Source organism: Halobacterium jilantaiense (genome assembly GCF_900110535.1).
Classification (GTDB): Archaea; Halobacteriota; Halobacteria; order Halobacteriales; family Halobacteriaceae; genus Halobacterium; species Halobacterium jilantaiense.
This window is the reverse complement of the sequence record NZ_FOJA01000001.1, coordinates 631,843-653,768: the sequence shown is the minus strand read 5'-3', so window position 1 is coordinate 653,768 and position 21,926 is coordinate 631,843. Positions and strand designations below refer to the sequence as shown.

Genomic DNA, 21,926 nt, shown 5'->3' with positions numbered 1-21,926 from the left:
TGCACCCATGAACGAGGACTTCGACGAGGCCGAGTGGCGGGAGCGCGTCCGCGAGTTCCGCGCGGAGAAAGACGACTTCTTCGGCAGCCACGACCAGTCGCCGATTCCGCCCGAGGACCGCGAGGGCTTCGACGGCCTCGACTACTTCGACCCCGACCCCGAGTTCCGAGTGACGGCGAAGTACAGCGCGGTCACGGACACCGAGTCCGTCGAACTGGAGACGACGCAGGGGCCGCCCGCGGAGTACACGCGGGCCGCCGTCCTCGGCTTCGACCTCGACGGCGACCACTACACCCTGACGGCGTTCCACGTCGAGGGCGAAGACACGCTCTTCGTCCCGTTCACGGACGCAACGAACGATGACGCGACCTACGACCGCGGCCGATACCTGGACGTCGACCCAGCGGACGCCGACGACGGCGACCCCATCGCGCTGGACTTCAACCTCGCGTACAACCCCTTCTGCGCGTACAGCGACAACTTCGCGTGTGCAGTGCCTCCGTCGGACAACCACGTACCCGTCGCTGTCGAGGCCGGCGAACGGAACTACGCGTAGCTGTCGCTGCGTGGCGGCGTCCGGCGTAGAGAGAATTAGACGAGTGTACCGAGTAGAGCGCTCGACACGGTTCTAGGCGGCCGCTTCGGTCGCTTCCAGGAGCTCCTGGTAGCGGTTCCGGATGGTGACCTCGCTGACGTCCGTGACGTCGCTGACCTCGCTCTGGGTCACCTTGTGGTTGGTGAGCAGGCTGGACGCGTAGATGGCCGCCGCGGCGAGGCCGACCGGGGACTTCCCGGACGTGACGCCGTCCTTCTGGGCGTTCTCGAGGAGTTCCCGGGAGCGACGCTCGACCTCGTCCGGGAGGTCGAGTTCGCTGGCGAACCGCGGGACGTACTGCGAGGGGTCCGCGGGCGCGACCTCAAGGCTCAGCTCGCGCACGATGTAGCGGTACGTGCGCTTGAACTCCATCTCGTCGATGCGGCTGACGTTCGCCACCTCGTCGATGGAGCGCGGCGTCTGCAGCTGGCGGGCCGACGCGTAGAGGGCAGCCGTGGCGACGCCCTCGATGCTGCGGCCGGGGAGGAGGTCCTCGGAGAGCGCGCGGCGGTAGATGACCGACGCCGTCTCGCGTACCTCCTTCGGGAGGCCGAGCGCGGAGGCCATGCGTTCGATTTCGCCGAGGGCCTGCTTGAGGTTGCGTTCCTTGCTGTTGCGGGTGCGGAAGCGCTCGTTCCACTTGCGCAGCCGCTGCATCTTCTGACGCTGGTTGGACGAGAGGCTGTTGCCGTAGGCGTCTTTGTCCTGCCAGCCGATGTTCGTCGACAGCCCCTTGTCGTGCATCATGTTCGTCGTCGGCGCGCCCACGCGGGACTTCTGGTCTTTCTCTTTGGAATCGAACGCGCGCCACTCCGGCCCGCGGTCGATGCCGTCCTCCTCGACGACCAGCCCGCACTCGACGCAGACTGATTCGCCGTGCTCCTCGTCGTCGACGACCTGCCCGCCGCACTCGGGGCAGGTCAGGACGCTCTCGTCGGTCGTCGACGTGGATTCGTTCTCTGTCTGGCGCTGGTCACTGCTGTAGGTTCGGATTGTACTGTCACTCATTATGGTTGAAGCGCCGGGCAACAACCGACTCCCCGCCCGGCTCGTTGTGATGCAAAGTAATAGCGACAAGCATATAAATGTTTCGCGGTCGTGTGGTTAGTTCTCATGCCGAGAACGCGTCTGATAGGAGCTATTCTACACGATTAATGGGTTTTTTGGCCAGCCAAAGGATTACGTTCAGGTAACCCCAATCAGCGAAAGCCTTTTAACTTAATTCTCGGGTGGTACCGCTCCGTCGTGACCGCCACGTCCGACGAACTGAGACTCAGGGAGAAACCTTTAACTTGGCAGGTTCGACACGTATCGCAAGGAACCGCTTGTATGACCGACGAAGTGGCGGAAGTTTTGGTGGTGGACGACGACGAGGCGCTCACGGACGTCTACGCAGCGTGGCTTGGCGACGAGTACAACGTCGTGACTGCTACGACGGGTACCGTGGCGCTCGACACCCTCGACACTGACGACGTCGACGTAGTTTTACTCGACCGTCGCATGCCTGGGCTCTCCGGGGAAGATGTCCTCGAACGCATCCGGAACGCGGAGTACGAGTGCCGTGTCGCGATGGTTACCGGCGTCCGTCCGAACACGGACGTCGTCGAACTCGGCTTCGACGAGTACCTGCTGAAACCGGTCGACCGCGAGGACCTCAAGGCCACCGTCGAGACCTTACTCGACCGCTCGAAGTACGACGACAAACTCCAGGAGCTGTACTCCCTGATGTCGAAGCGCGCCCTCCTCGAATCGGAAGCGGAGGACGGCAGCGTCCAACTCGACGACTCCTACGACAACCTCGTCGACCGCATCGAGAACCTCCGCGAGCAAATCAACGAGACGGTGACCGACTTCGGCCACGACGACTTCCGGGTGGCGTTCCGCGACCTCCCGAACGGCCAGACCGGCAGCGACTGACCGAATGACTCACGAACGGCGCTTGCTCTCGAACGTTCGCGGGGCGGCCCACAGGGCCGACTGTGTCACTGGGTTACACGAGGCGGTCTGCCGTGCGGTCGTCGACAGCGGCCCCGACTACGCGTACGTCTACGGACCCGGCGTCGAGGCCACGGCGGGTATCGAGGACCCAGACCCGCCGGAAACGCCGCCGGACGCGGAGCACGTCGAGACAGTCGACGCAGACCCGGGCCGCGAATACCACGTCCCCCTGAGCGACGGCGACGACCGCCACGGCACGCTCGCATTCGCTGCGGACGACTCCGTCGACTCGTCGGACACCGACACCCTCCTCGCCGTCGGCAGCACGGTCGCGCTCGCCGCCGGGAAACTCGAGGCAGAGGCCGACAACCGCGACCTGGACGCGGACCTCGAAGTCGAACGCCGCCAGTTCCGCAAACTCCACAGCATCGCCGCTCAGATGGTCGGCTGCGAGGAAGAACAGTCCATCTACCATCTCGCCATCGACGCCGCGGAGAACATCCTCGAGTTCGACATCTGTGGCATCGACGTGGCGCGCGACGGCTATCTCGTCCCGGTCGCACTCTCGACCGGACTGGACTCCGAGGACTCCATCCGGCGGCCGGACGACGAGGGTATCGCCGGACAGACCTATCAGGACGACAAGCGCATCATCGTCGACGACGTGACCGACCACGAGGTCGCCGAACCCGCCAACGACGCCTACCGGTCGCTGCTCAGCGTCCCGATTCAGGGCATCGGCGTGTTCCAGGCGGCCGCCGAGCGCGAAGCCGCGTTCTCCGAGCGGGACGCCGAACTCGCCGAACTCCTGATGTCCCACGTCGGGGAGACACTCAGCCGGCTCTGGTCCGACCAGGCGCTCCGGGAGAGCGAACAGAAGTACCGGACCGTCATCGAGCAGAGCCACGACGCCGTCACCATCCACCGCGACGACGGCTACGACTTCGTGAACCCGCGTGGCACCGAGCTGTTCGGTCGCGACGAGGACACCATCCTCGATATCGACGTCCGTGACGTCGTCCACCCCGGTGACCACGAGAAGCTCACGACGGTCGCCGACGGCGCGGCGGAGGTCGGCGACCAGGAGACGTTCGAGGCGCGCGTCCAGCGGCCCGACGGCGATGTCCGTCACTGTGAGTTCTCCACGACAATCATCACCTACCAGGGGGAGCCAGCCGTGCTGGCGTCCATCCGCGACATCACCGAACGCAAGGAGCGCGAGCGGGAACTCGAACGCCAGAACGAGCGCCTCGACCAGTTCGCGGGCGTCGTCAGCCACGACCTCCGCAGCCCCCTGAACGTCGCCTCGGGGAGCCTCGACCTGGCGCGAGAGACCGGTGACCCGGAGCACTTCGACCGGGCGGCGAACGCTCTGGACCGCATGAATTCGCTCGTCGAGGACGTGCTCGCGCTCGCCCGCCAGGGCCGCCTCGTCGACGAGACCGAGCCGGTGTCACTCGCGGACGCCGCCAGCGACGCCTGGAGCTCTGTGGACGCGCCGGAGTCGACCGTCCGCTTCGAGGTCGACAGCGCGCGCGTCGAGGCCGACCACGGCCGCCTCCTGGAACTCTTCGAGAATCTCTTCCGGAACGCCGTCGAGCACGGCTCGACGAGTCCTGACTCGCAGGCCCGCCCAGACGCCGTCGGAGACGGGAGTGACGGCGTCACCGTTACCGTCTCCGCGCTACCGGACGGTTTCGCGGTCGAAGACGACGGACCGGGCATCCCCGAGGACTCTCTGGACAACGTCTTCGAACGCGGGTTCACGTCCACGGACGACGGCACGGGCTTCGGGCTGGCCATCGTCCGGGAAATCGCCGAAGCCCACGACTGGCGGGTCGACGCGGTGCCGACCGACGGCGACCGCGGCGCGCGCTTCGAGGTCACTGAGGCCAGTATCCTCGACTGACCGACGCCGCAGCTACTCGTCGTCGAGCGACGCCGCGATGTCCGCCAGTCCGGGGTCGGGCCGGCCGGTCGACTCGTAGGTCGCGTCTGCGCCCGGTGCCCGTACGCCGTACTTGAACTCCGCCTCGACGACGTCGACGTGGACCGACCGACCGGCTTCCAGACCCACGTCCTCGACCCACTCGCCGAGCCGGTTCGTCGCAGCGCCCGGGTCGCGGGCCTGACTCGGCGTGTCGTAGGCTCCCCTGAACACGGGCGTCCCGTCGGCAGTCTGGTCGACGCGCGCCCGATGCTCGCTGCCGCCGAGAACGACTCGAACCACGTCTCCGACCGGGAACGACGCGTCGCTGTCAGCTGGCAGCCGGACCTCCAGACGGCGCGTGCCGCCCGCGCGCTCGACCGTGCCCACGACCGATAGCAGGCTCTCGTGGGTGACGTACTCGCTCACGCGCCCTACTCCGAGCGCGTCGGTGAAAACGCTCGCGGTCCCGTCTACGTCCAGTCGCGGCGGCGGTCCTGGACGGCTGCCCAGAGCTTGACCGTGCCGCCGAGGATAGCGGCCCCCGCCGCGAAGATGAGCGAGAACCACACGAGGAGCGCGCTCATGTTGTTGCCGATCTGCTGGGTGGCGACCGAGTGCCACGCCAGCCCGAACGCCGTCGTGAGGGTGAACACCAGCGCCGTCTTGATGGCGAGTTCGTACCGCTCGAAGAGTCTAGTTGCGCCTCGAAGCCCCTGGACGACCTCTGATTCCGCACCGGTCGCGGTCGAGGAGTCCGAGTCGAACCAGGACATTCTATTCGCCCCATCGGGCGCTGCACGGAAGAGGGCTGGGTCGAGTTCCGGGCCGGACTCCGGTTTCAAACTCGAGGCGAACACGACCGCTCGCGTCCGCTCGAGAGACCGCCGCGTTGAGGGGACTCAACGCCGACAGACGCGTCGTCTCAGAACCACTCCCGAACCGACACCGTATACGGAATGTGATACGGGAAACGAGACGGCTGTTCGACGGGAGCCGGTTGGCTTTTGCTGGTGGCCCGCGAATCGCCGTGTATGGACGTGCCGACGCCGACGGACGGGGGCTCGGGTAGCCGCAAACAGGCGGGCCTCGCCATCCTGCCGTTCCTGCTGCTCGGCATCGCCGACATCGTACTCCTCCTCAAGTGGGGCCTGAACCCGCTGTGGGGGTTCGTCATCTTCCCGCCGATTCTGTTCATCAGCGTCCTCGGCTGGATCGGCTTCAAGTCCGGATTCATCCGCAGCCAGGGCACCGTCGAGGAGTGACCGGGGCTCCGCTCAGGGCTCGGCGACGACCCTGGCGGGGGCACCGTCCGCGTCGACCGGCAGCGGGTACGCGTGGACGGTGACGCGCTCCGGCAGCCCGGCCAGATTCGTCAGATTCTCCAGAATCGGCAGGCCGGCACCGAGCAGCGCGTGGTGGGCGGGGTAGCCGGCTGGCTCGTCGTCGCTCGCGTTCGGTGACGGAGACGGGTCCACGCTCGGCGCATCGAGGCCGACGGCGCACCCCTGGCTCGCGCAGCGCTCGGCGGCCGCCGCCGAGAGGTAGGGGTGGTCGAGGTACTCGTCTGTGCCCCAGTAAGTCGCGAATCCCGTGTGAACGAGGAGGAGGTCGGCGTCCGTGTCCGGGACGCGCTCGGAGGGAACCGGCTCGCGGTCCCCGAAGTCTGTACAATCGAGGACGCGCGCGTCGAATCGGAAGTCCGCGACGTCGAACGCGCCGAGCGAAGCGCCGTCCTCGCACAGGTGGCTCGGCGCGTCCACGTGCGTCCCCGAGTGCGTGCTGCAGGCGAGTTCGGCGACCCGGTAGCCGTCCTCGGTCATCGTCGCGTGCGGCGTCACGCGCACCGGCGGGTCACCGGGGTAGGGCTGGCCGGCGGTCAGGTCCTGCGAGAGGTCGCGCATAGACTCGATAGGGCCGGGAGTGTCCTGAATCCTAGGCCGCGCCGTGCGCGCTCGCTACCCTCCGTCGCCGGCCGTGGGGAAGGATTAAGACCGACGTGCCGCAGGACTCTGTATGGAACTGGTCGCGGCCGCGCCCTACCTCGCGCTCGCGGCGGCGCTGTTCACCGGCGGGTGGGTGCTGTACAGCGCCGGCTCGGTCGAGGTGCTGCCCCTGTACGACGCCGAGGCAGCGACCGACCCGGCGGCGCTCGCGGTCGTGCTCGCGCTCTCGCTGACTGCCTTCGGCGTCGCGACGCTCGCGTTCGCCGCCGTGCAGGCGGCCGGCCGGAACTCCGTCGTGGTCGTCGCGACCTACGGCGTGGTCGTGCTCTGCATCGCGATTGCGACGGCGTGGCGCACTCGCGCCTACGAGTAGCCGTCGACGCGCTCGCCGTCCACGTACGTGGCCTCGACGTCCCGCACCGCGGAGATGTCCGCCAGCGGGTCCCCAGACAGCACGGCGAAGTCCGCGCGCTGGTCCGCTTCCAGGGTCCCCACGTCGTCTCGCGGGAGCGTGCGCGCCGACACGCGCGTTCCCGCCTGAATGGCCTCCATCTCGGTCATCCCGATCTCGTCGACGAACAGCTCCATCTCCAGGGCGTTCTCCCCGTGGGGAACCAGTTCGGGCCCCATGAAGTCCGTGCCGGCCGCGACGGGGACGCCGGCCTCGTAGGCTCGCTCGACGGCGTCGAGGTGCGACTCGCGGGCCGCTCGCGACTTCTCCAGCCCCCACTCGGGGACGCCGTAGTCGTCGCCGCGCTCGGTGATGCGGTGCATGATTGCGAGCGTCGGCACGAACGTCGCGTCTCGCTCGGCCAGCAGGTCGAGGCCCCGGTCGTCGAGGTGGAACCCGTGCTCGATGGTGTCGACGCCGTTCCGGAGCGCGGCCACGATGCCGTCGGCACCCTGCGCGTGCGAGGCGACCTGCACGCCGACGCGCTCGGCCTCCTGTGTCATCGCCGCAATCTCGTCGTCCGTGAACTGGCGGACGTCCGGGGTGTCGCGCTGGCTGAGCACGCCGCCCGTCGTCATGACTTTCAGGCAGTCGACCCCTTCGCGGAGGCGCTTCCGGGCTTCCTTCCGGCACTCAGCCGGCCCGTCGGCCAGCGTCGACAGCGGCGTGCCGTCGGCCACGCGCTCGTGGGGGACGCCGTGTACGTCGCCGTGGCCCGCGGTCTGGGAGATTGCTCGCCCGCTCGTGAACACCCGCGGCCCCGGCACCTCGCCGTCCCGGACGGCGGCGCGCAGCCCCAGGCCGACGGAGCTCCCGAGGTCGCGGGCGCTCGTGAACCCGGCGTCGACCAGCCGCCGGAGGTCTGTGGTCGCGCGCGCCGCGGCCTCCGAGTCCGGCGTCGCCAGCCAGTCCTCGATGTTCATCGAGCGGGCACCCTGCAAGTGGACGTGCGCGTCCACGAACCCCGGGACGATGGTCGCGTCCGGGAGCGATTCCCTGTCTGCGTCCGCGGGCGCGTCGACGTGCTCGCGTGGCCCCGCGTCGACGACTTCGCCGTCGTCGACCACCAGCCGCGCGTCCTCGACGGCGTCGTCGCGTCGCCCGTCTACCAGCCGTCCCGTGTCGAACACTCGCATACCGGCGGGTCGGGGGCCCGCAAGAAAAGCGTTGGTTACGTCTCCGCCCGCAGCGCCGCCAATCCGTCCGCCACCAGATCGTCGTCGAACGTCCAGAACCCCTCGAATCCGTCCGACTCCTCGACCGCCAGCAGCATCGCCGACTCGCCCGCCTCGTCGGCGTCGAACAGCACGAACCAGGTATCGAGGAACGCCGCCGACTCTCGCTCGTGAACCGTCAGCGACGACGGCAGGGACACCGCCGCGTCACGCTGCCCGTACACGTGAACGTCGAGGTCGGTGCCCGCCAGCCGCTCGTACACCCGACGCTGGTCGCGGAGCTTCGACAGCCGCTGGAATCCGGCGTACAGGCTGCCGTCCCCCAGCCGCCACGCGCGGTCCTCGACCTCCCGGGTCGCCTGAAGCATCTGGCGGCGGTCGTAGGACACGAACGTCGTCTGGTCGAGGTGCGAGAGCAGTTCGGTGTACGACGCGCCGTCGCCGACGCCGCGTTCGAACCCCCGCGTCAGGTCTCTGAGCGCGTCGAGACCGACGGTCACGAGCTCTGTCCCGTCCGGATCGGACAGCACGACCCGCTCGTCGCCGGTCGACTCCTCCGCGACTGTCACGCTCTGGGACGCGAAGTACGACCGAGCGGCCGCAACCAGTTCGCGTGCGCCCTCGGCGTAGACGGTGAGAACCCGATTCCGCCCCCCGATGTCCGCGACCACCTCCCGAAACCCCGTCACGTCGAAATCTCTCCCAGCGTCACGGAAATAGCTTCGGAAGCCGGCCATCACGCCCGCTCACGGAACTCGCCCAGCACGCCGAGCGCGCGCTCGACGAGGTCCGGCTCGTACGTCCAGAGGCCGTAGAATCCCTCGCCGCGCTCCTCGGCGAGCAGCGCCGAGGACTGCTCGCGGTTCCCGCCGCCGTCGAACACCACGAACCAGGTCTTTGCCACCTCCTCGGTGTCGATACCGAACACCGAGAACGGCGTCGCTCCCAGGTCCTCGTCCGGCACCCCGTAGACGTTGACGTCCAGCCCACTGGTCGCCAACTGCTCGTAGGTCTCTCGCTCGGTCACGACGTTCGAGAGCGCCTGGAACCCCGTGTGGAGTTCGCCCTGATTCGCCCGCCACGCGCGGTCCTCTATCTCGCGGGACGCCTGTGTCATCTGGCGGCGGTCGTAGGACGTGAACGTCGTCCGGTCGAGGCACGCGAGCAGCGGGCTGTACGGTGCTGCCTCCCCGACCTCGTGGAGGTCCCGGGAAGTCAGCTTGCGGAGCGCGTCGGCATCGACCGACGCCAGCTCTTCGCCGTCGTCCGAGAGCACGGCTCGCGGGCCGCTGTCCGTCCGCTCGTGCCGGACGGTGACGTGCTGGGACGCGAAGTACTCCCGGACCGCGTCCACCACGTCCGCTTCGGCCGGGGCGTAGACGGTGAGGGTCTTCTCCCGCCCCCGAACCTCTGCAATCAGACGCCGGAGACTCATCGACGGCACTTCTCCCTACCCCTACAAATGCGTTGTTCATGTCTACGACTGGCGCACCACCTTTTATTGTCGTGGGTTCCGCCGTCCCGGGTATGGAACGAGCGATTGCAGTCGTCGAGGCCAGCGACTCCGCGAAAGAGCTGGTCCGAGAGGCGGGTGAACTCGCAGCCGGTGTGGATGCGGAACTCGTCTTGCTGCACGTCACAACCGAAGACGAGTACAGCGACCGCCGCGAGTCGATGGCGAGCATCCCCGACCTGAACGTCAACTACACCATCGACGAAGCCCAGGACGGTGCCCGGACGTTCGCGAAGGACATCGGGCGGGACGTCCTCGGCGATGTCGACATCGAGCCGGAGGCCGCCGGCCGGGTCGGCGAGAAGGGCGACGAGATTCTCCAGTTCGCCGACAGCACCGACGCCGACCACATCTTCCTCGCGGGCCGCAAACGCTCTCCCACCGGGAAAGCCATCTTCGGGGACGTCACCCAGCGCATCATCCTCGAGTTCGACGGCGCGGTCACCGTCGTCACGACCTGATTCTTCCCGACGTTCGAGACACAGGGAGCAACTCTCGCTGTGACCTGACGAACCGCCCGGACCGTCAGCGACAGCGCGACGGCCGGTTCAGGTGTCGCCGCGTCGCCCGCCGGCTCACAGCCACTCCTCGGGCTTCGTATCGTAGTCGAGGTCGTCCGCGGCGAGGTGGTCGACCTCTCCCCAGTCGAGTTCCGAGTGCTCGACTTCCTCGCCGTCGTACCGGAGCTTCAGTCCGACTTCTTCCGGCTCGGGCTCGCGGTCGTTGCGGCGCGCGCGCTTCCGCTCGGCGTCCGTCACGCGCTTGGTAACCGTGTGCAACACGACGGGCCGCCCCCACAGCTCGAAGACGCGTTCGAGCGTCGCCTCCGCCTGGTCGAGGTCGAGCATCACGCCGTTGTACTCGTGGCCGAGCAACAGCTCCCCCCGGTTCTCGTGGTTCGCGTCGTACACCGCGATGGTCGGCTTCCCGAGGTTCGTGAACCGGAGCAGTAGCTTGCGTTTCACGTCCTCGGCGGCCGTGCTTGTCGCCCGGAAGTCGCCGCGGGTCTGGCTGAACTCGTAGGCGAAGTAGTCATTGGCGTCGACGAACTCCTGTGTGAGGAACTCGTCGACGAACGTCACGTCGTTGTGGCTCTCCCGGACCGCGTACATGCGGTCCCAGCCCGCCGCGAAGTCCACCTCCGCGAGCGCGTCCTCGACGGTCGCGTACCGCTCGGTCTCGAAGAGGTAGCGGCTCACGGACTCCAGTTCGTCCCGGGTCACGCGCCCCAGGAACCCGCGGTACTGTGGTTTCGCGAGCGAGTAGTGCCGTCTCGCCAGCCCCTCGTAGGTGAACAGCTTCCAGGGGGAGCGCTCGACGTCCAGCTCGCGCTCGCGAGCGGCCGCCAGCGCGCCGAAGTCGACGTACTCGCCGGGCAGCGACTCGACTGCGTCTAGGTCGTCGGGGTCGACTGCCGCGAGCGCCGCGGGCGGCTCCAGCGCGTCCGCCACCGCCTCGAAGTCGACTGTGTCGTGGAAGTTCCGCCACGTCACGCCCTCCACGCGCAGCAGCCGTTCGAGGACCTCCCGGCGGTTCGCGCGGTTCTCCACGTACTCCCAGAGCTCCTTCCCGAGCTTGTAGGGGTTGAACCCCGGGCTGTTCAGGACGCGGGCCTGGTGGTCGGCGTAGTCGAGGAACTCCTCGGCGTCCGCGAACGCCTCCTCGCCCATCATCATCGACTCCCAGTACGCCGCCCAGCCCTCGTTCATCACTTTCGTCGTGCGCTGGGGCGCGAAGTAGTACGCCTCCCGCCGCAGCATCTCCACGAGTTCGCGCTGCCAGTCCTCGAACTCGACGGCCTTCTCGGCGTCCTCGTCGAACGTCCGGCCGTGCTCGCGGAGGAACGCCAGGAGATCGTACTCGGGCTCCTCGGGGAACCGGATATCGCCGTCGACCTCGTCGACGCCCTCCAGCCAGTCCTCCGTGAACACCTCGTCGCGGACCTCGTCGCTGACGCCGAGCGACGCCAGCGTGTCCGCGAGCGCGTCCGGGTCGCTGCCCTCGGGGTCGCGCTCGAACGCCCGCCGGTACTCGATGTTGTCCTCGATGGTGAGCACGGTGTCGACGAACCGCTCGACCGCCTCCCGGCCGATGTCGGGGTCTTCGAGGAAGTCCTCGACGCGGGTCGCGTGTCGCTCCAGCATCGCCGCCGCGTTCGGGCCGTCGCCGTCCGCGAACAGCCCGAACCAGCGGTTGTTGTTGAAGAAGTCCGCGTGCGCCTCGACGTGCGTGATGACGGCCTTCTGGTCGGCGAGGTCGTTGCTCACCTGCAGGAAGGCGTTCGAGGGGTCGTCGTTGTTCACGATTTCGAACGCCTTGCCGCCGAGGAACTGCGTCTGCTTGCGTTGCTGCTCGTACTTCATCCCCCACCGCCAGTGCGGGTACCGGGTCTGGAAGCCGTCGTACGCGATGAGTTCGTTCATCTCATCGTGGTCCACGACCCAGTACTGGACGTCGTAGGGGTCGAGGCCGAGCTTCCGGGCGAGCGCGTTCGCCTCCCGGGCGGGCTCGGCGAGTTCGGTGGCCGTCTCCCGCTTCTCTGGTTCAGGTCTCGTCATTGTCCTCGGTGCTCAGGATGGTCTCGATGGCGTCCATCACGTCCCCGGGCTCCGTGACCGTGGTGACGGCGACGCCGTCGCCCTCGCCGAAGGCGTCCCGGAGCTTCCCCGCGTGGGTGCCCGTCTGGACGCCGTCGGTGGGCTGTGTCTCGACGTACGCGTGGAGGTTCGCGTCGATGTCCCGCATCAGGGGGATGACGTTCTCCTCCGTGTCGTCGTGGCTGTTCTCGCCGTCGCCGGCCGCGAACACGTACCGGTTCCACTCCGAGAACGGGTAGTCGTCGAGGACCTCCTCGGCGAGGTCGTAGGCCGTCGAGATGCGGGTGCCGCCGCCGGACCGGATGCCGAAGAACTCGCTGCGTTCGACCTCCCAGGCGTCGGCGTCGTGAGCGATGTAGACGAACTCGGCGTTGTCGTACTTCCCCGTGAGATACCAGTCCAGCGGGGTGAACGTGCGTTCGACGAGCTCGCGCTTGGCTTCCCGCATCGACCCGGAGACGTCCCGGATGTTCACGACGACGACGTTGCGCTCGCGGCGCTCCACCATCTTCGGGTGCCGGAAGCGCTCGTCCTCGCGGCGCAGCGGCACCTTCCCGGCACCGCCGCGGCGGATGCGCGCCTGCGTCGGTTCGGCGTCGAGTTCGGCCTCCATCTCCTCGATGGACGCCCAGTGGTCGGGGTCGTCGACGCTCCGTTCGCGCTCCGCCAGCCAGGCGCGCGAGACCGGCACGTTCTGCTCGCGCGCCCACTCGAACACCTCGTCGACGCCCCAGTCTCGGACGCGGAGCGCCTCGGCGACGTAGTCCTCGTCGAAGTCCATCGCGATCTTGCGCTTCAGGCCCTGCTTGTAGAGGTGCGCGAAGTCCAGCGTCCCGCGGGGGCCGCGGCGGGCGGTGTCGTTGAACGCGCCCTCCGTCTCCTCGACGACCTTCTTGCCCTTCGGGTCGAGGTCGAGGCCGAGGCGGTCGTCGAGTTCCTGGGCGAACTCCTCGGGGTCCATCTCGTAGTACTCGTGGTCGCCGGACTCGTCCCCCGCTTCGTCCCCGTCTCCGTCGCCGTCCTCGGGTTCGCCGACCTGGTCGCCGGGCTCGGCGTCGCCCTGCCCGACGCCGCCCCGGTCGAGTTTGTCGTACTGGAACTCGGGGAGGTCGACGAGCTTGATGGGGACGCGGACCGAGTCCGGGCCGCTGCCGCCGAGGTCGCCGTACTGGATGAACTCCGCGAGGTCCTGCCGGCGCTCCTCGCCGACCTCCCGGAAGCGTTCGAGGTCTTCTCTCAGTCCCATCCGTCGGCCACCTCCGCGACCACCGTCCGGGACGCCAGTTCGGCGCTCGCCGGCGAGTAGTCGCGCTCCTCGACGAGGTACTCGATGGTTCGGTCCTTCACCGCGGCCGTCTCCGTGCCCTCCGGGGGGTCCGGCCACTGCGCGGGGTCGAAGTCCGGGTGGACGCGCCGGACGTCGTCCCAGTCGTTGCCCGCGAGCACGTCCCGCAGCACGGGCACCGTCGAGAGGTCGACGTCGTGGGCGTGGAACTCGTCGTCGCGGTGCTCCCACGCGTGGCGGGTGACCGAGGTCATCACGGTGTCCTCGCGGAACTCGCGGACGGCCTCGCCGGGGTCGTTCCCGAGGTAGTCGCCGTCGTCGAAGCGGCCCAGCGTCTCCGTCTCGAAGACCTTCATCGCGAGCGCGTCCGGCTCCTCCTGCTCGCCGCGGGCGTTCTCGACAGTGTCGTCGGTCGCCCACGCGTGGACGTGATCGACGTACTCCTCGACCTCACTCTCGCTGGCTCCCTCCTCCGAGAGGATGGCTTCGAGGACATCGACCTCCTGACGGTCGTGGACGTGAGCCGTGACGGCGCGCAGGCGCTGCTCGAACTCGCCGCGTTCGGCCTCCGAGAACACGGGCGCGTCGGCGAGCCCCGCGACCAGTTCGTCGAGGACGTCGTCTGGCGTGACGACGCGCTCGACGGCCAGTTCGGGGTGCGAGCGGTCGGCGTCGGCGTGCAGGAGGTCCGCGAGCACGTCCCGCGTGTACGTCACGGGGATGCCGTTCCCGCCGTCGTCGTCGCCGTCGAAGTCGAACTCGTCGGCCTCGCGGCGGTCCTCACCGCGCCCGACGAACCCCCGGTCGAACACCAGCGCCTTCTCCACGAGTGTGAGGTCCTCCGGGCGGTCCTCGGCGTCGAGGCGCGTCACGACGCTGTACATCGCGGCCGCCTCGATGGCGTGCGGTGCGAGTTCGCGGTCGGTCGGCCCGTCCTCGTCACGCACCGAGACGGTCACCGGCTCGCGCACGCGCTCCGCGAGCACGTCCGGGTCCGTCGTCGTCCACACTTCGGAGTCGCCCGTGAGCTCGCGCCGGAGGAGCTGCGCTTCGAGGCTGACCGAAGTGAGGTAGCCGAACTCGTGTTTGGAGAGCCGACGCTTGAGCGCCTTCAGGGGGTCGAACCCCTGCCGGTCGTCGTGCTTGTTCAACTGGGCCTCCAGGTCGAGGTTCGAGATGACGACCAGCTGGGTGTCGAGGTCCATCCCGATGCCCTTGTCGAGTTTGACGCGGCGCTCGTCGGGGACGTTCAGCAGCTTCTGGAGCAGGTCGGCGTGCTGGCTGGCGTCCTCCACGACGGTCAGACAGCCGTTGCCTTGTGAGAGCACGCCGTCGTAACTGAACGCCTGGGGGTTCTTCCGACCCTTCGAGTCGAGCTTGCCCAGCAGACCCGCGACCCAGGAGCCGACGAGCCGTTCCTTCGGGCTGCCGGCGTCCTCCGAGTGCAACACGCCGACACCCTGCCCGCGGTCGACGACGTAGTTCTTCACGCGCAGGTGGCTCGGGTCCGTGACCGCGGCGAACAGGTCCTCGACGCCCTCGCGGCGGTACTGCTCTTCGAGGTAGTCGTAGGCCTCCCGCGAGAACGGCGGCAGGTCCGCGTCGGCCCGGAGTTCGTCGGTCTCGCCCCGGTGTTCGTTCAGGTCCGCGAGCAGTTCCTTCCGGACTTCCGCGGGGAACACGGACAGCGGTGCCGCCTGCACGGGGCTCTCGTACCAGTCCTCCTCCCGGTCGACGGGCTCCTCGCCGTACGTGAGTCCCGGGGACGCTTCGGCGTCCGAGATGTTCCACTCCACGGTGTACCGGCGGCCCTCCGGAGTCTTCGAGAACTCACGGAGGCCGTTGACGAGGCACCGTTTCAGCTCGGACTTCCCGGTGGCGGTGGGGCCGGCGAACCAGAGGATGGTCTCGGCCTTCCCCCGGCCCGCCGCGATGGCCCGCAGGTCGTCCACGAACGCGTTCAGGGTCGCGGTGTTCCCGAGGACGGCGTGCTCGCCGTCGTTGTGCGGGTCGTCGAAGAACCGGTACCGCTCCAGTTCCTCGCCGTTCTCCACGACTGTCCGGGTCCCCTCGCTCTCGACGGCAGCGAGCAGGTAGCGGCTGGCGTGGGCGGCCGCCAGCGGCTCCTCGAACGCGCGGTCGACGTACTCCGCGAGGCTCATCGGCTCGTCGTAGGCGTCCCGCAGCGTGCGGTCCGCCCGCGCGACGTAGTCGGTCACGACTCCAGTTCCGCTTTCGCCACCTCGGCACCGGCGAACTCCAGGACCTCGCGAGCGCCGTCCTCGCTGTACCCGCGGTCCACGAGCGCCGCCACCCACTCGTTGTCCTGTTCCTCGTCGACGTCGGCGTTCGACACCAGTGCCGAGAAGTTGATGTTGTGCTTCTTGTCCTCCCAGAGCTTGCGCTCCAGCGCGCGCCGCAGGCGGTCGTTGTCCTGGGGGTCGAAGGGCTCGCCCTCGCGGGCGCGCCGGCTCACCCAGTTCGAGACCTCCTGCCGGAAGTCGTCTTTGCGGTCGCGGGGGACGCCGAGCTGCTCCTCGACGGCGCGCAGGAACGTCTCGTCCGGGTCCTGCTCGCGGCCCGTGAGCTCGTCGGCGACGGTGTCGTCGTCGATGTACGCCATCACGTGGTCCATGTACTTCTCGCCCTGCCGCTGGATTTCGTCTAAGTCGTAGGCGAGCGCGTGCCGGACATCCTCGATGGCGCGCTCCTTGTACTCCTCGCGGACGAGTTCGAGGACGCGCTGGTAGTCCTCGACCTTCTCCTCGGGGATGGAGCCGTGCTGGGGGAGGTTGTCCTCGAGGCGGTTGAACACCGTCAGCGGCGACAGGAACCCGCGCTCGCGGTCCATCGACTCCATGATGGCGGCCGCGATTTCGTCGCCGACGAACCGCGGACTCACGCCGGCCATGCCTTCGCGGTCGCCGGCGTCCTCGGCCTCCTCTCGGAGCTTCTCCGGGTCGACGTCTTCGACGTCGTCCAGCTCGCCGTTGTACGCCTTCGCCTTCTCCAGCAGCCCGATGTTGTCGGTGTCCGGCTCCCGGACGCGGGTCAGCACGCCGAACAGCCCCGCCATGTCGAGCGTGTGCGGTTCGACGTGGACATCCGGCACGTCCGCGTTCGACAGGAGCTTGTCGTAGATGTTGGCCTCCTGCTCGTACTCCAGGACGTACGGGAAGTCGACGCGCTTCGTGCGGTCGTTGAACGCCTCCATCTTCTCGTCGGCGCGCTTGTCCCGGTACTCGGGCATGTTCGTGCGCCCGAGGATGACCTGGTCGATGTCGATTCGGGGGTTGTTCTTCGGCTTGATGGTCTGCTCCTGGGTGGCGTGCAGGAAGTCGTAGAGGAACTCCCGCTGGAGCTTGAGTAGCTCCTCGCCGGAGAAGATGCCGCGGTTGGCGTTGCAGAACGCACCCGCGTAGTCGAACGCCCGCGGGTCGCTCTCGCCGTAGACGGCGAGCTTCGAGTAGTTGACGTCCCCGGTGAGCTCGGTCTCGTCCTGGTTCTTCTTGTCCTTGGGCTCGAACGTCTCGATGCAGTCTCTGCGGTTCTCGCTCGCGACGAGGCGGGTCACCTCGACGTGGTTCTCGAGGACGGCCTGCAGGTCGTCGTCGTAGTGCGCGAGTAGCTCGTCCATGTAGAACTCGCTCTCGGGGTCGAGGGCCTGCTCGTTGCGCAGCGAGTAGGGGGCGTCGAGCTCCTCGTTCAGGTCGTCGATGACCTGCTGGCGCTGTTCCTGCGGCAGCAACACCAGCGGGTCCTGGTGCATCGGGGAGACGACGGTGTCGTCGTTGGGGTCCTGGTCGTCGATGACCGAGCAGAGGTCCGTCCAGCGGAAGGTGTACAGCCGGCCCTCGTCTCGGGCGGTGTAGTCCTCGTAGTACCGCCGGACCTGCCGGTCGACGTCGGACTTCCCCGAGCCGACCGGCCCGAGGAGGAGGATGATGCGCTTCTCCGGGCCAAGCCCGCGAGCCCCGCTTTTGACCTTGTTGACGAACTCGTGGATGGACTCGTGGACCTCCCGTCCGAAGAAGGTGTTCGCACCCTCGCCCAGCGGGTCCTCGGATGCGAGTTCGTACTCGACGACCCCGTCCTCGGTGGTGGTGCCGTAGTGGTCGAACATGTCCGCGAGCCGCTGGTGGGCGTTGCGGGCGACCTTGGGGTCCTCGTACAGCGTTTCTAGGTACCACTCGAAGCTCCGGCTGTCGCGGAGGTCAGAGGGCACCGACGCTTCGTACTGCTCGCTCAGTCGGTCGAGGGTTTCCGTCATGTTGGTTGTGTGTGTCTCGGTGCCACACCCGGGCGTGCAACCGGGTCGTCAGGGGTCAGCGACAGGGGACGGCCGCCGGGCGGTACACCGGCACTACTATTACATTGGTCATTGCTAGCGTAAAAGCTCGTCGCCTGTTGGCACACCACATAGACGACGGGCTCGGACGCGCTCGACCGACAATCGCCAGTCCGTCCGGACATTTCCGGGTCGACTAGACGGCACGGAGCCCCACCAGTCGCGCCCTTGCAGGCGCGTGTATCAAAAGTAAACTCCGACGAGAGCGCCGCCTCCCGGTAGGCTGTCCCGACTTCACGGTCGCAGCGACGACCGAGCAACGCTTTTCGCGGCGGCGACGCAACGCCGACCCGATGGGCTTCCACACCTTCGACGCCGACCGCGCCGCCAAGCTCGAGGACCCCGACCGATTCCGCTTCTGCTCCCGGGAGGAGTTGCTCGCCGGCCTCGACCCGAACCCGGACGACCGAATCGCCGACCTCGGCAGCGGCACCGGTTTCTACACGCGGGAGCTCGCACCGCTCGTCGACACCGTCGAAGCCGTCGACGTTCAGGCCGAGATGCACGAGTTGCTCCGCGAGTACGGCCGCCCGGCGAACGTTTCGCAGGTCACCGCGGACGTCGCCGACCTCCCGTTCGCCGCCGACGCCCTCGACGGCGCGGCGTCCACGATGACGTTCCACGAGTTCGCCACGCCCGACTCGCTCGCCGAACTCCACCGCGTACTGGAGCCCGGCGCTCGCCTCGTCGTCGCCGACTGGACGGCGACCGGCAGCGGCGAGGACGGGCCGCCCGTCGCGGAGCGCTACGACGCCGCGGACGCCGAGTCCCTGCTCGCCGACGCGGGGTTCACCGTTCGGGAGGCTGCCGACCGCCTCGAAACGCTGTTCGTCGTCGCGGAGGCCTGAACGCTGCCGGAGTGAACGACCATAAGTGCGGTCGGTCCGAATGCGACGACATGGACCACGACTCGTACCTCCGGGCCATCGGGCTCCCGGACTACGCCGACGCCGCCAGCGACGCCGCCCGCCGCGGCGCGTCGCTGGTGGCCCGGCCACCCCACGAGACAGTCTCACTGGAGACCGTCGAAGACCGGTACGTCTACCCCGTCCCCGAACTCGGCGAGGACGGCACCTGCGGCGTCGGTCTCGCGGACGACCCCTACAACCTCGCACCAATCTGCGGCCTCGAGTACGACCCCGAGCGCCTCCGCGACCACCCGAACACCGCACGTCTGGTCGCGCTCCAGTCCACCGTCGAGTCGCTCGCTGCGGAGACCGACCCGGACTGGCTCGGGGTCTACCGGCGCGCCACCAACCCCGACGGCGAGGAAGTGCTCGTCAAGGAGGCCTACGTCGGCGAGCCGTCCCGGGCGGAGTTCCCGCTCACGGAGTCGTTCGCCGAGCGGTCGAACAACTCCACCGTCGGGCTATCGGGCGACGCCGTGCTCGTGGAGAGCGTCGACGACTACGACGGCCCCTACTACGAGTGCGACGACAGTGTCCAGAGCGAGTTCTGCTGTCCCGTTCTCGCCGGCGGCGACGTCGTCGGCATCATCGACGCCGAGGCCCACGAACCCGACTTCTTCACGGAGGAGCGCGTGCTCGCCATCGCAGGGGCGTGCGGAGCACTCGCGGACTCCGACCTCCTCACGCCGCCCCGCGTCGAGGCCTGACGCGGACGCGCCGCCTATTTATCCGTTCCGCCAGAGCGTTTAATATAGTTGAGTCGAATTACGATAACTAGACTGATGGACGACCTCACTGGATTCCAGCGAGACCTACTCGTCGTCGCGGCCGGCCTCGACGAACCCAACGGCCTCGACATCAAAGACGACCTCGAAGACTACTACACCGGAGACATCAACCACGGCCGCCTCTACCCGAACCTCGACACGCTCGTCGAGAAGGGGCTTCTGGAGAAGGCGAAGGCCGACGAGCGGACCAACCGCTACCTCCTGACGGACCGCGGCCACCGCGAGCTCCGGTCGCGGCGCGACTGGGAGGACCAGTACCTCTCCGACATCGTCGACGACGAACAGACGCTCACAGCCGACTGAGACAGCGTCCGCCTCGACCGCATGGACGGAAGATTCACGGCACCCGGGGCCGATGAACCTCGTATGTCCGCTGAGACGCTCGCCGCCCACATCCGCTCGCTGGATGCCGGCGAGCTCCGTTCGGTCGTTCACTACGACGGCGACGACTACGACGTCGTCTTCAAATCCAATCGCGTCGACGAGGAGTTCACGGACGCCGAGTACGAGGAGGTCGCGAAACACCTCGTGTTGAAGGGCCTCGACGACGGCTTCGAACAGCCCGAGTTCGCGCGGTTCGGCCACCTCGACGCGACTGTCCGCTGGTTCCACGGCGTCGTCGCGGTCCAGGTCCCCCTCGACGACTGGAGCGGCGTCATCGTCTCCTTCGACCGCGACTCCATCACGGACACGAGCGCGCTCGTCGAAGAGATTCTCGCGTTCCTCGAAGACGGGTTCCACGACGGTGCCGAGAGCGACGGCACCGCGGAAGAAGTCGCCGAGGAGTTCGCTGCCGAGTTCGAGGACAGTCAGTAGTCGACCCACTCGCTCCGCCCCGAGCCGAGCCCGACCACGCGGAGCTGCGTGCCGTCGTCGCCCCGTCGCGTCTGCACCATCGCGTCGTACAGCGGTGCGAGCCGGTCGAACATCTCCCTGTTGCTGTTGTCGAGGACGCCGATGCCCAGCCAGTCCAGGCGTTCGACGTGCCCGGCGTACACGTGCAGGAACCGGTAGACGCGACGCACGTCGGCGTACATCAGCATCGTGGACACGGTGGAGACGGCGAACCGGGCTCGGACGCCCTCCCGTTGGAGGTGCTGGAAGATGCCGCCGAGCCGGATGCCGATCTCGGTGACGTCGCCCGGCGACGGCACGTACTTCACCAGGTCGTCGTTCTCGACGTGCTCGCCGCCCTGCCGGGTCACGCAGTCGACGATGCCGCCCCGGCCGTCCTGAACGGCCTCCCAGATTTCGGGTGCCTGTCGCCGCAGCGACTTCACGGAGTCCCGGGTGCCGACGACCGCCGCGCCCTCGCCCTGCCGGCACCCTTCCGCGAGCAGCGAGCGAGCGAGCCCGCGCTTCCCCGTCAGTGGCGGCCCCGCTACCAGGAGATTCGTGCCCGCTGGCACCGTCTCGACCGGTAGCTGGTCGCCGACGTCGTACTCCGTCACGACCCGGGGTACGCGGGCCGGCGGAAAAAGGATTGCCTACTACTCGCGTTCCGCCCGAATCTCCGGGGCGAGTCCCTCGGCCGCCCGCCGGACGGCCTCGTCGCTGGACAGCGAGGGCTCCCAGCCGAGCGCGGCGAGCTTCTCGATGGAGAGCCGCATCTTCGGCACGTCGCCGGTCCAGCCGCGGTCACCGCCGGTGTACTCGTACTCGGGGTCGAGACCGAGAACGTCGGCGACGATGTCGGCGATGGCGTTCACGGACGTCGTCGTGCGAGTGCCGAGGTTGTAGATGTTCAGGTCGTCGTCGGCGTGCTCGACGACGTGCGTCATCGCGTCGATGCACTCCTCGACGTGCAGGTAGGACTTCTCCTGGCGGCCGTCTCCGAGGATTTCGAGGGTCTCCGGGTCGTCCAGCAGCTTCTCGATGAAGTCCGGGACGACAGTGCCGCGCTGACGGGGGCCGACGATGTTCGCGAACCGGTACACCCACGACTGGATGCCGTAGCTGTGGGCGTACGTCGAGACGAGTCCCTCGTCTGCGAGTTTGCTCGAACCGTAGACGGAGATCGGTTCGAGTGGCGCGTAGTCCTCGGGCGTCGGCATCGGCGCTTCGCCGTACACCGTCGACGACGACGTGAACGCCAGTTTGTCGACGCCGACCTCGCGCATGCGTTCGAGGACGTTGTACGTCATCGCGCCGTTCTCCTCGAACAGCTGTCGCGGGTCGCCGTAGTTCGTGTCCGTGTACGCCGCGAAGTGGAAGACGGCGTCGACGTCTTCCGTGATGACCGCGGCAACGTCGTCCTCGTCACGGACGTCCCGCTCGGCGAACTCGACACCGTCCGGGACGGCCTCGCGGCTGCCCTTCGAGAGATTGTCCACGGCGAGCACGTCGTTGTCGTCGGCGAGCGCGTCCGCGAGGTGGCTGCCGACGAGCCCCGCGGCACCCGTGACGACGACGCGCTTGTCCGAGAGTTCCATACCGGGGGGTCTACGCCAGCCCG

23 protein-coding genes are annotated in these 21,926 nt (G+C 68.1%); 10 read left to right on the top strand and 13 right to left on the bottom strand.

Annotated features, from left to right (window positions below):
* Positions 1 to 7 precede the first annotated feature (7 nt).
* On the top strand, positions 8 to 556 hold the full coding sequence (locus BMW35_RS03410) for a DUF1684 domain-containing protein (protein ID WP_089667997.1): 549 nt from the start codon (positions 8 to 10) through the stop codon (positions 554 to 556).
* Between the two features lie 72 nt (positions 557 to 628).
* Here the strand turns inward: BMW35_RS03410 and BMW35_RS03405 are convergent, their stop codons facing one another.
* Positions 629 to 1,603 (bottom strand): transcription initiation factor IIB, encoded by a 975-nt coding sequence (locus tag BMW35_RS03405; RefSeq protein ID WP_089667996.1) that lies wholly within the window; start codon positions 1,601 to 1,603, stop codon positions 629 to 631.
* Positions 1,604 to 1,924: 321 nt separating this feature from the next.
* Between BMW35_RS03405 and BMW35_RS03400 the strand changes: the two genes are divergently transcribed.
* Positions 1,925 to 2,512 (top strand): response regulator, encoded by a 588-nt coding sequence (locus tag BMW35_RS03400; protein ID WP_089667995.1) that lies wholly within the window; start codon positions 1,925 to 1,927, stop codon positions 2,510 to 2,512.
* A gap of 4 nt (positions 2,513 to 2,516) precedes the next feature.
* Positions 2,517 to 4,442, top strand: a complete 1,926-nt coding sequence (locus BMW35_RS03395; RefSeq protein ID WP_089667994.1) for a sensor histidine kinase — start codon at positions 2,517 to 2,519, stop codon at positions 4,440 to 4,442.
* Between the two features lie 12 nt (positions 4,443 to 4,454).
* On the opposite strand, the gene BMW35_RS03390 is transcribed toward BMW35_RS03395, so the two are convergent.
* Together BMW35_RS03390 and BMW35_RS03385 are read right to left on the bottom strand one after the other, a co-directional pair.
* On the bottom strand, positions 4,455 to 4,889 hold the full coding sequence (locus BMW35_RS03390; protein ID WP_089667993.1) for a DUF7112 family protein: 435 nt from the start codon (positions 4,887 to 4,889) through the stop codon (positions 4,455 to 4,457).
* 44 nt (positions 4,890 to 4,933) lie between these two features.
* Positions 4,934 to 5,236, bottom strand: a complete 303-nt coding sequence (locus BMW35_RS03385) for a hypothetical protein (RefSeq protein WP_089667992.1) — start codon at positions 5,234 to 5,236, stop codon at positions 4,934 to 4,936.
* Positions 5,237 to 5,494: 258 nt separating this feature from the next.
* On the opposite strand from BMW35_RS03385, the gene BMW35_RS03380 reads away from it, so the two are divergent.
* Positions 5,495 to 5,725 carry a DUF8142 family protein gene (locus BMW35_RS03380; protein ID WP_089667991.1) on the top strand — a complete coding sequence of 77 codons (231 nt, stop codon included), beginning with the start codon at positions 5,495 to 5,497 and terminating at the stop codon, positions 5,723 to 5,725.
* A gap of 12 nt (positions 5,726 to 5,737) precedes the next feature.
* Here BMW35_RS03380 and BMW35_RS03375 read toward each other — a convergent pair whose 3' ends face one another.
* Positions 5,738 to 6,364: a cyclase family protein gene (locus BMW35_RS03375; RefSeq protein WP_089667990.1), complete on the bottom strand. Its 627-nt coding sequence runs from the start codon at positions 6,362 to 6,364 to the stop codon at positions 5,738 to 5,740.
* Between the two features lie 112 nt (positions 6,365 to 6,476).
* Between BMW35_RS03375 and BMW35_RS03370 the strand changes: the two genes are divergently transcribed.
* On the top strand, positions 6,477 to 6,779 hold the full coding sequence (locus BMW35_RS03370; protein WP_089667989.1) for a hypothetical protein: 303 nt from the start codon (positions 6,477 to 6,479) through the stop codon (positions 6,777 to 6,779).
* Here BMW35_RS03370 and BMW35_RS03365 read toward each other — a convergent pair.
* The 3 genes from BMW35_RS03365 to BMW35_RS03355 are packed head-to-tail and all read right to left on the bottom strand — an operon-like array spanning position 6,770 to position 9,467.
* Complete coding sequence (locus BMW35_RS03365; protein ID WP_089667988.1) at positions 6,770 to 7,993, bottom strand: metal-dependent hydrolase family protein; 1,224 nt, start codon at positions 7,991 to 7,993, stop codon at positions 6,770 to 6,772. The genes BMW35_RS03370 and BMW35_RS03365 overlap by 10 nt on opposite strands.
* A gap of 35 nt (positions 7,994 to 8,028) precedes the next feature.
* A complete protein-coding gene (locus BMW35_RS03360; RefSeq protein ID WP_245708124.1) occupies positions 8,029 to 8,721 on the bottom strand; it encodes a DICT sensory domain-containing protein in 693 nt (230 codons plus the stop codon).
* 47 nt (positions 8,722 to 8,768) lie between these two features.
* Positions 8,769 to 9,467 carry a DICT sensory domain-containing protein gene (locus BMW35_RS03355; protein WP_089667986.1) on the bottom strand — a complete coding sequence of 233 codons (699 nt, stop codon included), beginning with the start codon at positions 9,465 to 9,467 and terminating at the stop codon, positions 8,769 to 8,771.
* A gap of 92 nt (positions 9,468 to 9,559) precedes the next feature.
* Between BMW35_RS03355 and BMW35_RS03350 the strand changes: the two genes are divergently transcribed.
* Positions 9,560 to 10,006, top strand: a complete 447-nt coding sequence (locus BMW35_RS03350) for a universal stress protein (RefSeq protein WP_089667985.1) — start codon at positions 9,560 to 9,562, stop codon at positions 10,004 to 10,006.
* Between the two features lie 114 nt (positions 10,007 to 10,120).
* Here the strand turns inward: BMW35_RS03350 and BMW35_RS03345 are convergent, their stop codons facing one another.
* The 4 genes from BMW35_RS03345 to BMW35_RS03330 are packed head-to-tail and all read right to left on the bottom strand — an operon-like array spanning position 10,121 to position 17,697.
* Complete coding sequence (locus tag BMW35_RS03345) at positions 10,121 to 12,103, bottom strand: SpoVR family protein (RefSeq protein ID WP_089667984.1); 1,983 nt, start codon at positions 12,101 to 12,103, stop codon at positions 10,121 to 10,123.
* Positions 12,090 to 13,388 carry a YeaH/YhbH family protein gene (locus BMW35_RS03340; RefSeq protein ID WP_089667983.1) on the bottom strand — a complete coding sequence of 433 codons (1,299 nt, stop codon included), beginning with the start codon at positions 13,386 to 13,388 and terminating at the stop codon, positions 12,090 to 12,092. The genes BMW35_RS03345 and BMW35_RS03340 overlap by 14 nt, the downstream gene beginning before the upstream one ends.
* Positions 13,379 to 15,589 carry a PrkA family serine protein kinase gene (locus BMW35_RS03335; RefSeq protein WP_089670331.1) on the bottom strand — a complete coding sequence of 737 codons (2,211 nt, stop codon included), beginning with the start codon at positions 15,587 to 15,589 and terminating at the stop codon, positions 13,379 to 13,381. The genes BMW35_RS03340 and BMW35_RS03335 overlap by 10 nt, the downstream gene beginning before the upstream one ends.
* Before the next feature lie 53 nt (positions 15,590 to 15,642).
* Positions 15,643 to 17,697: a PrkA family serine protein kinase gene (locus tag BMW35_RS03330; protein ID WP_089667982.1), complete on the bottom strand. Its 2,055-nt coding sequence runs from the start codon at positions 17,695 to 17,697 to the stop codon at positions 15,643 to 15,645.
* A 371-nt stretch (positions 17,698 to 18,068) separates the two neighbouring features.
* Between BMW35_RS03330 and BMW35_RS03325 the strand changes: the two genes are divergently transcribed.
* The 4 genes from BMW35_RS03325 (at position 18,069) to BMW35_RS03310 (ending at position 20,287) form a co-directional block, all read left to right on the top strand.
* Positions 18,069 to 18,623 (top strand): class I SAM-dependent methyltransferase, encoded by a 555-nt coding sequence (locus BMW35_RS03325; RefSeq protein ID WP_089667981.1) that lies wholly within the window; start codon positions 18,069 to 18,071, stop codon positions 18,621 to 18,623.
* A 50-nt stretch (positions 18,624 to 18,673) separates the two neighbouring features.
* Positions 18,674 to 19,390: a GAF domain-containing protein gene (locus tag BMW35_RS03320; protein WP_089667980.1), complete on the top strand. Its 717-nt coding sequence runs from the start codon at positions 18,674 to 18,676 to the stop codon at positions 19,388 to 19,390.
* Between the two features lie 75 nt (positions 19,391 to 19,465).
* Positions 19,466 to 19,774 carry a PadR family transcriptional regulator gene (locus BMW35_RS03315; RefSeq protein WP_089667979.1) on the top strand — a complete coding sequence of 103 codons (309 nt, stop codon included), beginning with the start codon at positions 19,466 to 19,468 and terminating at the stop codon, positions 19,772 to 19,774.
* Positions 19,775 to 19,837: 63 nt separating this feature from the next.
* Complete coding sequence (locus tag BMW35_RS03310; protein WP_089667978.1) at positions 19,838 to 20,287, top strand: DUF7522 family protein; 450 nt, start codon at positions 19,838 to 19,840, stop codon at positions 20,285 to 20,287.
* Here the strand turns inward: BMW35_RS03310 and BMW35_RS03305 are convergent.
* A complete protein-coding gene (locus tag BMW35_RS03305) occupies positions 20,281 to 20,922 on the bottom strand; it encodes an RAD55 family ATPase (protein ID WP_089667977.1) in 642 nt (213 codons plus the stop codon). The two genes, BMW35_RS03310 and BMW35_RS03305, sit on opposite strands and share 7 nt — an antisense overlap.
* A 39-nt stretch (positions 20,923 to 20,961) precedes the next feature.
* Positions 20,962 to 21,903 carry an NAD-dependent epimerase/dehydratase family protein gene (locus tag BMW35_RS03300; protein ID WP_089667976.1) on the bottom strand — a complete coding sequence of 314 codons (942 nt, stop codon included), beginning with the start codon at positions 21,901 to 21,903 and terminating at the stop codon, positions 20,962 to 20,964.
* Between the last annotated feature and the right edge of the window lie 23 nt (positions 21,904 to 21,926).

What these genes read in the sequence shown, in the direction of transcription:
- BMW35_RS03410 (WP_089667997.1), top strand. Translation starts at nt 8, where the DNA reads ATGAACGAGGACTTCGACGAGGCCGAGTGGCGGGAGCGCGTCCGCGAG.
- BMW35_RS03405 (WP_089667996.1), bottom strand. Translation starts at nt 1,603, where the DNA reads ATGAGTGACAGTACAATCCGAACCTACAGCAGTGACCAGCGCCAGACA.
- BMW35_RS03400 (WP_089667995.1), top strand. Translation starts at nt 1,925, where the DNA reads ATGACCGACGAAGTGGCGGAAGTTTTGGTGGTGGACGACGACGAGGCG.
- BMW35_RS03395 (WP_089667994.1), top strand. Translation starts at nt 2,517, where the DNA reads ATGACTCACGAACGGCGCTTGCTCTCGAACGTTCGCGGGGCGGCCCAC.
- BMW35_RS03385 (WP_089667992.1), bottom strand. Translation starts at nt 5,236, where the DNA reads ATGTCCTGGTTCGACTCGGACTCCTCGACCGCGACCGGTGCGGAATCA.
- BMW35_RS03380 (WP_089667991.1), top strand. Translation starts at nt 5,495, where the DNA reads ATGGACGTGCCGACGCCGACGGACGGGGGCTCGGGTAGCCGCAAACAG.
- BMW35_RS03375 (WP_089667990.1), bottom strand. Translation starts at nt 6,364, where the DNA reads ATGCGCGACCTCTCGCAGGACCTGACCGCCGGCCAGCCCTACCCCGGT.
- BMW35_RS03370 (WP_089667989.1), top strand. Translation starts at nt 6,477, where the DNA reads ATGGAACTGGTCGCGGCCGCGCCCTACCTCGCGCTCGCGGCGGCGCTG.
- BMW35_RS03365 (WP_089667988.1), bottom strand. Translation starts at nt 7,993, where the DNA reads ATGCGAGTGTTCGACACGGGACGGCTGGTAGACGGGCGACGCGACGAC.
- BMW35_RS03355 (WP_089667986.1), bottom strand. Translation starts at nt 9,467, where the DNA reads ATGAGTCTCCGGCGTCTGATTGCAGAGGTTCGGGGGCGGGAGAAGACC.
- BMW35_RS03350 (WP_089667985.1), top strand. Translation starts at nt 9,560, where the DNA reads ATGGAACGAGCGATTGCAGTCGTCGAGGCCAGCGACTCCGCGAAAGAG.
- BMW35_RS03345 (WP_089667984.1), bottom strand. Translation starts at nt 12,103, where the DNA reads ATGACGAGACCTGAACCAGAGAAGCGGGAGACGGCCACCGAACTCGCC.
- BMW35_RS03340 (WP_089667983.1), bottom strand. Translation starts at nt 13,388, where the DNA reads ATGGGACTGAGAGAAGACCTCGAACGCTTCCGGGAGGTCGGCGAGGAG.
- BMW35_RS03335 (WP_089670331.1), bottom strand. Translation starts at nt 15,589, where the DNA reads ATGAGCCTCGCGGAGTACGTCGACCGCGCGTTCGAGGAGCCGCTGGCG.
- BMW35_RS03330 (WP_089667982.1), bottom strand. Translation starts at nt 17,697, where the DNA reads ATGACGGAAACCCTCGACCGACTGAGCGAGCAGTACGAAGCGTCGGTG.
- BMW35_RS03325 (WP_089667981.1), top strand. Translation starts at nt 18,069, where the DNA reads ATGGGCTTCCACACCTTCGACGCCGACCGCGCCGCCAAGCTCGAGGAC.
- BMW35_RS03320 (WP_089667980.1), top strand. Translation starts at nt 18,674, where the DNA reads ATGGACCACGACTCGTACCTCCGGGCCATCGGGCTCCCGGACTACGCC.
- BMW35_RS03315 (WP_089667979.1), top strand. Translation starts at nt 19,466, where the DNA reads ATGGACGACCTCACTGGATTCCAGCGAGACCTACTCGTCGTCGCGGCC.
- BMW35_RS03310 (WP_089667978.1), top strand. Translation starts at nt 19,838, where the DNA reads ATGTCCGCTGAGACGCTCGCCGCCCACATCCGCTCGCTGGATGCCGGC.
- BMW35_RS03300 (WP_089667976.1), bottom strand. Translation starts at nt 21,903, where the DNA reads ATGGAACTCTCGGACAAGCGCGTCGTCGTCACGGGTGCCGCGGGGCTC.